Source organism: Calothrix rhizosoleniae SC01 (assembly GCF_900185595.1).
GTDB lineage: Bacteria > Cyanobacteriota > Cyanobacteriia > Cyanobacteriales > Nostocaceae > Calothrix_A > Calothrix_A rhizosoleniae.
In genome coordinates this window covers 1-6,540 of record NZ_FYBH01000218.1, presented here as the reverse complement: position 1 = coordinate 6,540, position 6,540 = coordinate 1, and the positions used below count along the sequence as shown (strand labels likewise).

The window sequence follows — 6,540 nt, the reverse complement described above, 5'->3', positions numbered from 1 at the left end:
CTTTGCTGATGCTCTGCCCCTATGGGATCATTTATTTTTTTGTATTCTCTAAAGAAATTAGATAAGTAGAACGGCGCAAAAAAACAGAAGTAAGTAATGAAAAGTAAAGTTACCTCAAAAGCTTTTCCCTCCTGTCCCCTGCCCTCTGCCTCATGCCTTATTAAAACGATAATTTTTAACACTTACCTACTTAGCAGTACGCAATTATGTTAGGACATTGTTAAAGGCCTAAACCTAGGATCAGTAAACTTATTACTTATTACTTGTTACTTATTACTTGCGCGTAGCGCTATACATGAGTCAACGCAGAATTTATTTTCCAACTAGAACCACTGTCATCTGTCATTTCTGAAAATATGATTTGAGTTTTGAATTAATTTTTTCGTTAAGGTGGTAAGTCCCAATCTATATAAAAGGATAACAAAAAATGAACACAGCAGAGCTATTGGTAAAGTGTCTAGAAAATGAAGGGGTAGAATACGTTTTTGGACTTCCTGGAGAAGAAAATCTGCATGTCTTGGAAGCTTTGAAAAACTCTCCTATCCAGTTTATTACTACTCGCCACGAACAGGGCGCAGCTTTTATGGCAGATGTATATGGACGGCTGACAGGGAAAGCTGGTGTGTGCCTTTCTACACTGGGGCCAGGAGCTACTAATTTAATGACTGGTGTTGCCGATGCTAACCTCGATGGTTCTCCCCTAGTGGCAATTACCGGACAGGTGGGTACAGATAGAATGCATATCGAATCCCATCAATACTTAGATTTAGTAGCAATGTTTGCTCCAGTAACTAAGTGGAATAAACAGATTGTGCGACCAAGTATTACCCCAGAAATTGTGCGTAAGGCATTTAAGCGAGCACAAACAGAGAAACCGGGGGCAGTTCACATTGATTTACCCGAAAACATTGCTGCTATGTCCGTGGAAGGCAAGCCTTTACATAGAGACAATATTGAAAAAACCTATGCTTCTTTCGCCAATATTAGAGCTGCCGCCGCAGCTATTTCTCAAGCTGTCAATCCACTAATTTTAGTTGGCAATGGAGCTATCCGCGCCCAAGCCAGTGATGCTGTAACCCAATTTGCCACCCAGATGAATATTCCCGTCGCCAATACCTTTATGGGTAAAGGTGTAATTCCTTATACTCATCCTTTGGCTTTGTGGTCAGTAGGATTACAACAACGGGATTTTATTACTTGTGGCTTTGATAATACAGACTTAGTAATTGCCATTGGTTATGATTTAATTGAGTTTTCTCCCAAAAAATGGAACCCTACAGGTAACATTCCCATTATTCATATTGGGGCAAATCAATCGGAAATTGATAGTAGCTATATTCCCATAGTCGAAGTTGTGGGAGATATTTCTGACTCACTCATGGAAATATTGAAAGTAGCAGACAGGCAAATCAGAGAAAATCCCTACGCTATTAGCCTCAGACCAAATATTCGCTCCGATTACGAGCAATATGCTCACGACGATGGGTTTCCCATTAAGCCACAAAAGATAATTTATGACTTGCGTCAGGTAATGGGGCCAGATGATATTGTTATTTCTGATGTAGGCGCTCATAAAATGTGGATTGCCCGTCATTACCATTGCCATAGTCCTAATACTTGCTTGATTTCTAATGGCTTTGCAGCAATGGGAATTGCTATTCCCGGTGCCTTAGCAGCAAAACTGGTTTATCCCAACCGCAAAGTTATTGCTGCCACTGGGGATGGTGGATTTATGATGAATTCCCAGGAATTAGAAACTGCTTTACGCATAGGTACTTCCTTTGTTACCTTAATTTTTAATGATGGCGGTTATGGGTTAATTGAATGGAAACAGGAAAATCAATTTGGTAAAGGAAATTCATCCTTTGTTCATTTTGGCAATCCTGATTTTGTGAAGCTAGCGGAAAGTATGGGATTAAAAGGCTACCGTGTGGAAGCTGCTACTGATTTAGTTCCTATCTTAAAAGAGGCTTTAGCCCAGAAAGTTCCAGCAGTAATTGATTGTCCAGTTGATTATCGGGAGAATATTCGCTTTACCCAAAAAGCTGGTGAATTGAGTTGTGACATATAGCACTACGTGCAAGTAACTGGATAATCCCCCTAGGATTAAAATCCCAGTCTCATAGTAGAAGTTGTCTCAAGACGAATGAGTAATATGAAAACTCTTGAGTAAACTTTAGTTTAGTTCGCCTATTAGCTCGGAAACTCACTTCTGGGGAAGTGTGGAAATCAACAAACAGCATTGGTGGAAGTAACCCGATAATCCGCCTAGGATGATGGCATTGCTGTGTATACAGTGGTGCCATCATCATATTGCAAGTTCACCAGAGAAGAAACTGAATAAAACCTCTAATTTTCAGTCATAAATCAGGCTAGGAGAAGTCAGAACAAACACATCTCTTGTACCTTGTGCAGCAGTTACAGGTTTAATAGGAGTAGTAAAGTGAAAGAAGTCGTGGTCATTGACAAGTAATAATTCCCCTGGCTGCAATATTTTGTTAAAAACAGGCTTTTCTTTTTTGGCAGTATATAGATGGGTTTGCCCACCTTGAATATTGTCCCTATCAACAGAAAAAATACCAATAAAATCCGTACCATCTTGATGGATACCTTCTGGTGCAGGATTGCCAAAATTATTCGGCGAGCAGCTAGTTCTAATTTGATGCACGCCGATTTCTGCTTCTGGGTGTAAGTGACAAAAATCAGCAAACGCCATGATTAGTTGTTGAAATATATCAAGTTGAACTAGCCCATCTTCCAACTCAGCAAACTCTCTTTTGAGATTACCCACTAAAGGGTTATATTGATTACTTTGATATAAATATCCGTGGGGTAATTTGATTAATTCTTCCCCCTCAAATGTGAATCTTGATAATCTTCGAGAACGATATTTTCCTTTCATATAAGGATCAATCGGTAAATTGTTAAAAAAGGGTTTAAAGCCTGCTGGCACTATAGCATTTACTTTTCTTAATTTAAATTGAAAAGTATATTCTAACTCTACTGTTTCCAATAATTTTTTCATGGGATTTACCTCCATCCCACCAGCTTTTACTTATGGCAGGTTGATATATATACAGGGTATGCTATCCGTGACTGAGATGTCGTCAATTAGAATACAAAATTTGTCTGTTACTAATAGGGATAATACTCAAAAACTCTCACAGTAATTAAATACATTAATACCTACATCAATTCCGGAAAATAGGGATATGGTGTAAATTTACGTAACATACAACCATTGAAAGTAATTAATAGTACGCTAACTGCTGCCAAAAAATCAGTATTTATACTCTATTTATCAATTAGGATTATCTAATGGCTCAATGTGGGAAGACTAAATATAAGTCCTGATTTCAGGAGTTATAGATAAATAAATTGATATTTGGTAGTCGGAGTTTTATATGATTACTCACTCTTCGGAGCGCGTGAATCTTTTAAATATTTATTTAGATAACCTATCTCAAAGAGAACTTTTAAGAAGACTGGGTGATGGAGGAATGGTTGTTACACCCAATGTGGATCATGTGATGAAACTACAGAAAGATCCAGAATTTCATCAAATATACCGCAACTCAGATTACATTGTCTGCGATAGCCAGGTTTTGTTTTATGCTTCCCGAATACTAGGTAAACCAATTCAAGAAAAGATTTCCGGTTCGGATTTATTTCCAGCTTTTTATGAATATTATAAAGATGACTTAGATATCAGTATTTTTCTGTTAGGAGGAACTCCAGGCTCTGCAAATACTGCAAGGCGGATAATTAACCAAAAAGTTGGACGAGAGATGGTTGTAGATGTATATTGCCCACCTTTTGGATTTGAGAATGACGAAGTAGAAAATGAGAAAATTGTGACTCTGATTAATCGTTCTGAAGCCACTGTTTTAGCTGTGGGTGTGGGAGCGCCAAAACAGGAAAAATGGATTTATAAATATAGAGAAAATTTGCCTAAAGTTAAAACATTTCTTCCGATTGGAGCCACAATTAATTTTGAAGCTGGGTTTGTACCTAGATCTCCTCGTTGGGTGAGTGAGGTGGGATTGGAATGGATGTATCGTTTACTGTCAGAACCCCAGCGACTGTGGAAACGTTATTTAATAGACGATTTACCATTTGGTTGGTTGATGATTCAACAGTTACTAAATCTTTATCAATATAATTTACCCCTTGGACAGTTACTCCAAGAAGCAGATTTGCTTTCATTTGAGCAAGTGGAAACTATATTAGCAATTCAAGCCCAAAACCGACATCGAAAATTTGGTGAATTAGTGGTGGATAGGGGTTGGTTGGAGCCAACTACTTTAGATTTCTTTGCCGAACAGTTTCCACAGTTAAATAAAAAACGTGCCAGACAACCTTTAGGAGAATATCTTAGGGCTGCTGCATTATTAAATGAAAGGCAAATTCATGACATATTGCTAGAACAAAGGCAATATGGTAGACGTTTTGGTGAAATTGCTGTTAATAAAGGATGGGTTCCTCAAGGTACAGTAAGTCTATTACTTGGCAACAAAAACCATGTTAATTAGATATGCAGTTACCGAAGAGTGAGAGTATCAATTCTTTCTAGAGTAATGTATACCCAAAGCCGCAGGGGGTGCAGACTTACCAGCTAATCCCACCAGAGCCAGTAATGCGATCGCATATGGGAGCATAATTAAAAATTGGTAGGGTATGTTTGCTCCCAATGCTTGGATTCTCAATTGCAATGCTTCTGTGGCACCAAATAGTAAACTAGCTAAAGCAGTACCTATAGGATGCCATCTACCAAAAATTAAAGCTGCGATCGCAATAAATCCTTTACCTGCACTCATACCCTCGGCAAAATATTTTACCTGCACCAAGCTTAAGTAAGCGCCTCCCAAACTAGCAAGGCAACCACTGATAATTACAGCAAGATAACGCACCTTGACTACGGAAATTCCTGTAGATGCAGCCGCTTGGGGATATTCTCCCACGGCTCTTAAGGTTAAACCGATGCTGGAATTAAATAGTAAATATGTGGTAGCAGCAATTAGAAATAGCAGTAAATATACGAATATATCTTGTTGAAATAAAACTTTTCCTAACCCAGGAATATTGGCAAGATAGGGAATTATTAAGGGTGGAATACTTGGTAATTGTTCGTTACTACCCCCTGCAAATATAATCCTTGCCCAAAAAGATGTTAATCCTGCAGCAACTAAATTAATTGCCAAGCCAGATACCAGTTGATTAACACCCAGACTGACGCACAAAAAGCCATGAAGTAATCCCACTATACCCCCGACAATGGCAGTAACAATTATACCCAACCAGGGATTACCAGTGTAAAAAGCGATCGCGGCACTGGTAAAAGCCCCCGTTAGTAGCATTCCTTCTAGGGCAATATTTAATACTCCAGATCGTTCCGAGTACATCCCCCCTATAGCCGCGAATGCTAAAGGTACAGTTAGGCGCACGGTAGCAACAAGGTAATCAGTCAAGAAGTCAGGGAGCATCCCAATTAAAAAATATTACCTAGTGGGAGCCGGACAGCTCCTTTGATATCTGATGCAGGCAAGATAACCGTACTACAACATTTAGGAGCTTGGATTTATTAACTTACAATCAGATTTGCACTTTATTTTATCCCCATTCCTGAGTATTGGGAATGCTTGCCAAACTAATCCCAATCATCACGATTAAATATACCCAACAACGGAGCTAAAAAGAACCCGGCGACAAAACCGCCAATATGTGCCCAGTAAGCCACTCCTCCTGTTTCCACACTCATATTGGCGGCGGCTTGCAAACTCGCAACCCCAGAAACAATATTTTGAATAAAGAAAAATCCTATAAGTATCAGAGCCGGGATTCTTACCGTAGTGACGAAAAAAAACAAAAAGACTAAAGTGACCACTTTTGCTTGGGGAAAACGAATAGCATAAGCCCCCAAAACCCCAGAAATTGCTCCACTCGCCCCCAAGGAAGGAATAGCAGAATTCATGCCAATAAACCACTGACACAAACCTGCAAATACACCACAACTTAAATAAAAAATTAAATATTTGGCATGACCTAATTTATCTTCAATATTGTTACCAAATACCCAGAGAAACAACATATTTGATATTAAGTGCCACCAACCACCATGTAAGAATTGTGACGTAATTAAAGTTGCCCATTCTGGAACTTCTTGACCAACTGGCACACCTTGAAAACTTGCACTGAGCTGTTGGGGAACTACTGCATACAATTGAAAAAATTGCTGTAGTTCTGTACTTGACAGACTCATCTCATGTAAAAAAACAACAATATTAATTCCAATTAACCCATAAGTTAAGTATGGAGTGATACGTGTCGGGTTTTCGTCGTAAAGGGGAAACACAGGTTATTTTCCTACTAATTGCATTATCTGCAATATAGCTTGATTAAGCAGAATTCTGGAAGAAAGAGGAAAGTACTTTGTTGTAAGAATATGAAACTCTACCTTCTTCCCTCTCCCCTCTTCCCTCTTCCTTCTTCTTTCTCGCGTAGCGAGTTGAATAAACTAGTACACTGGGACGTAAATAATCC

Annotated in this window: 6 protein-coding genes; 2 read left to right on the top strand and 4 right to left on the bottom strand. The window is 38.9% G+C overall.

Features of this window, described 5'->3' with window-relative positions; all coding sequences use genetic code 11:
* On the bottom strand, positions 1–182 hold a 182-nt coding region (locus tag CALSC_RS27470; RefSeq protein ID WP_235006783.1), incomplete at its 3' end, for a hypothetical protein.
* Between the two features lie 245 nt (positions 183–427).
* Here CALSC_RS27470 and CALSC_RS13380 point away from each other — a divergent pair.
* Entirely contained in the window at positions 428–2,071 is a 1,644-nt protein-coding gene (locus tag CALSC_RS13380; RefSeq protein WP_088241830.1) for an acetolactate synthase large subunit, read from the top strand.
* Between the two features lie 285 nt (positions 2,072–2,356).
* On the opposite strand, the gene CALSC_RS13375 is transcribed toward CALSC_RS13380, so the two are convergent.
* Positions 2,357–3,025, bottom strand: coding sequence for a 2OG-Fe dioxygenase family protein (locus tag CALSC_RS13375; RefSeq protein WP_088241831.1), 669 nt, complete (start codon positions 3,023–3,025; stop codon positions 2,357–2,359).
* A gap of 379 nt (positions 3,026–3,404) precedes the next feature.
* Here CALSC_RS13375 and CALSC_RS13370 point away from each other — a divergent pair, with 379 nt between their 5' ends.
* Positions 3,405–4,532 carry a WecB/TagA/CpsF family glycosyltransferase gene (locus CALSC_RS13370; RefSeq protein ID WP_088241829.1) on the top strand — a complete coding sequence of 376 codons (1,128 nt, stop codon included), beginning with the start codon at positions 3,405–3,407 and terminating at the stop codon, positions 4,530–4,532.
* Between the two features lie 27 nt (positions 4,533–4,559).
* On the opposite strand, the gene CALSC_RS13365 is transcribed toward CALSC_RS13370, so the two are convergent.
* Positions 4,560–5,483: an ABC transporter permease gene (locus tag CALSC_RS13365; protein WP_088241828.1), complete on the bottom strand. Its 924-nt coding sequence runs from the start codon at positions 5,481–5,483 to the stop codon at positions 4,560–4,562.
* 164 nt (positions 5,484–5,647) lie between these two features.
* Positions 5,648–6,352 (bottom strand): rhomboid family intramembrane serine protease, encoded by a 705-nt coding sequence (locus CALSC_RS13360; protein ID WP_088241827.1) that lies wholly within the window; start codon positions 6,350–6,352, stop codon positions 5,648–5,650.
* Positions 6,353–6,540 lie beyond the last annotated feature (188 nt).

Excerpts from the sequence above, each read along its gene's own strand:
- CALSC_RS13375 (WP_088241831.1), bottom strand. The coding sequence starts at position 3,025 with ATGAAAAAATTATTGGAAACAGTAGAGTTAGAATATACTTTTCAATTT.
- CALSC_RS13365 (WP_088241828.1), bottom strand. The coding sequence starts at position 5,483 with ATGCTCCCTGACTTCTTGACTGATTACCTTGTTGCTACCGTGCGCCTA.
- CALSC_RS13380 (WP_088241830.1), top strand. The coding sequence starts at position 428 with ATGAACACAGCAGAGCTATTGGTAAAGTGTCTAGAAAATGAAGGGGTA.
- CALSC_RS13370 (WP_088241829.1), top strand. The coding sequence starts at position 3,405 with ATGATTACTCACTCTTCGGAGCGCGTGAATCTTTTAAATATTTATTTA.